This window comes from Pseudoalteromonas sp. T1lg21, from assembly GCF_002964625.1.
Classification (GTDB): Bacteria; Pseudomonadota; Gammaproteobacteria; order Enterobacterales; family Alteromonadaceae; genus Pseudoalteromonas; species Pseudoalteromonas gelatinilytica.
This window is the reverse complement of sequence record NZ_PQBX01000058.1, coordinates 1-2,605: the sequence shown is the minus strand read 5'-3', so window position 1 is coordinate 2,605 and position 2,605 is coordinate 1. Positions and strand designations below refer to the sequence as shown.

Annotated in this window: 5 protein-coding genes; all 5 read left to right on the top strand. The window is 41.4% G+C overall.

Going from position 1 to position 2,605, the window contains the following annotated elements:
• The first annotated feature begins 178 nt into the window (after positions 1-178).
• Positions 179-574: a phage tail terminator protein gene (gpU, locus tag C2M25_RS13845; RefSeq protein WP_105181367.1), complete on the top strand. Its 396-nt coding sequence runs from the start codon at positions 179-181 to the stop codon at positions 572-574.
• 3 nt (positions 575-577) lie between these two features.
• Positions 578-997, top strand: a complete 420-nt coding sequence (locus C2M25_RS13840; RefSeq protein WP_105181366.1) for a phage tail tube protein — start codon at positions 578-580, stop codon at positions 995-997.
• Positions 998-999: 2 nt separating this feature from the next.
• The gene (locus C2M25_RS13835; protein WP_105181365.1) at positions 1,000-1,458 is read left to right on the top strand and encodes a hypothetical protein; all 459 of its coding nucleotides are present in this window, start codon (positions 1,000-1,002) and stop codon (positions 1,456-1,458) included.
• A gap of 77 nt (positions 1,459-1,535) precedes the next feature.
• On the top strand, positions 1,536-1,760 hold the full coding sequence (locus C2M25_RS13830; RefSeq protein ID WP_158679727.1) for a phage tail assembly protein T: 225 nt from the start codon (positions 1,536-1,538) through the stop codon (positions 1,758-1,760).
• Between the two features lie 5 nt (positions 1,761-1,765).
• Positions 1,766-2,605 (top strand): hypothetical protein (locus C2M25_RS13825; protein ID WP_199775183.1); only part of this gene is annotated, 840 nt, incomplete at its 3' end.

Below are 2,605 nucleotides of genomic sequence, written 5' to 3'. Positions count from 1 at the left end.
TTAAACGTTATGGTAAGAAAAGGTACCCACTTCAACCCACTGAAATTGGTAAAAGCTTTGTACACCGAGAAGTGAAAAGAGGGCTTGAAAATGCTCGAGCGCGCTTTGAACGTCGATATAGCCGTGAGTTGGCTAAAGAAATAAATAAACGTTACACGCGAATATTAAGAAAATAGTTATGGCAACCAGACAACAAATTAGGGCCAGCATCAAGCAATTGATAGCTGGCTTTTTTACAGCAACATTTGATTTTAGACCAGCCCAATTTTACAAAGAAGAGCTGCCATGCAGTGCGGTGTTTTTTGATAGCGGTGAGTCTGTAAGGGATTTTGATGATGATACTGACACCAATGCTCAGTTATCACTTGAAATAATTATAGATAGCAATGGTGAGCAGGATACAGAGTTAGATGTATTTGCTAGCCAAGTTGAAGCTGCCATTCGAGCTGATAACACCTTAAATGGCTTGGTCGATGCTATTTACAGAGTAGGTTTTCAGTACGACCGAGACCCTGAATCATTAACTGCATCACTTACCTTATTTTTTAAAGTTCAATATAAAGACGAGGACTAAACAATGTTAGGCAATAAAGTAACTTTACATCGTTCAACTGATAACGGCACAGCTTATGGCGAAAAGATTGCCAATATTGTTGACCTTCAGCCGGGCGCCAAAACCGCTGAGACACATGAAAACACCACGTATGGTGCTGAGCATGATTACAAAGAATATGATTATGGCTTAAAGGATGGTGGTGAATACACCTTTGTTTTTAAATATGAGCCAGGTAACAGTGATATGGAAGCGATTGCTGATGCATTAGATAACGATACGAAAGAGTATTTACAGCTTCAGTTTCCTTCGCCAATTAGTAAGTCAAAGTCATTCCGATGTCTGGTTACTGAAGTCGGCGACCAAACACCTGTTGGTGAGCATGTGAAACGCTCAATTAAGGTGAAAGTTGATGGTCCTATCACCGAATCAGCATTGGCATAATTATGATTGCATGGCTTAAAAGATGGCTTGCAGAACGAGCAATGCCCGTTGACCCGAACTTTAAACACCGACTAGTGGCCAAGCAAAAGCTTGGTCATTTTTTTATCGTGGAGTTAGGCGCGAGTGATTATGTGATCATTCATGACATGTTAGGCCGTATCCAAACAGAAGATACTGATGATGCTACTAAGTCTCGTGAATTAATGGGGCTTAGGTATATGGCGCTTGCCATGTCATTGAGAACGGGCAATGGACGTATGCCTTTTGATTGGCAAAATGATGTTGACCTTATGTATTTGGCGACACTACCTCACTCAAAAGTCATACCTGCTTTGGACGAAATAGCGGCTATTTCAGGTATCGATTGGATAACGCCTAGTTTTATTCCTAAAGAAACTGACACCCAGCTAGAAGAAGTTGAGCAACCAACTCAAGAAGACTTAGACGCAAACCCCTCTTAGGCCAACCGAACCGTAGATTTGCCCTGCGGTTGGCACAAAAAAACGGGGCAAGCAATGTTGATGACATGCTTTTTAATATGTCATCAACTCAATTTATAGAGTGGCAGCAATTTGCTCAGCTTGAGCCTTTTGGTGCACAAGTGGATGAATTTCAGTTAGCGGCGCTTAGAGCGCTAGTCACAAACTATCTCAGCTCCAATAAACAAAATATAAAATCCGTAAATGATTTCATGCTTAGCGCTGTTGAACGGCCAAAAGAGCGTGAGAAAACGGTGGAAGAAATTTACCAATTGTTTGGATAAATATCATGGCCAATGAACACAAAGTCATTTTAAGTGCTGATACCCGATCGCACCGTACAGAGTTTAATAAGTCAGTAGAAGCAAATAAAAAGTTTACGCTCTCTATTCAAAATGTATCTGACCAAACAAAGCTATTTGCCGCTAAGACTCGCACTTATTCAAATATGGCAGGTAAAGCGATTGCTGGATTTGCAACAGTAAGTATTGCTGCATATGCGGCGATTTATAAGAAACAAGCTGAGTTTATTGATCAACAAGCAAAAACGGCAGACCGCTTAGGTATATCAACAGAAGCCTTAATTGGTTTGCAGCATGCTGCAAATCAAACCGGTGCGAGCACAGAAAGCCTCAATATGGGGTTACAGCGAATGACCAGACGTATAGGGCAAGTTGCAGCAACGGGAAGTGGTGAGGCGGCTGTCGCGCTTGAGCAATTGGGGATCTCAATTGATGAGATAAAGGATAAAAGCCCTGATCAACAATTTGCCCTCATTGCAGAAAAAATGAAAGGCATACACGAGCAAGGTCAAAAAGTATTTTTAACTCAAAAGCTATTTGATTCTGAGGGGGTGAAATTACTGAATACTCTTAACTTAGGGGCTGATGGTATTGCTGCCATGATCACTGAAGCAGAAGAGTTAGGTATTACATTTAGTCGAATCGATGCCTCAAAAGTTGAAATGGCCAATGACTCATTTGACCGAGCAGAAAAGCTTTTATCATCGTTTGGTACAAAACTAGCCACTGAAACTGCACCTCTTGTTGGTGCTTTATCAGATCTTTTCGTTGAAACAGCAAAAGAAGCCGGTGGCTTCGGCAAACTCGCCCAGCAGGTCATAGGAAAA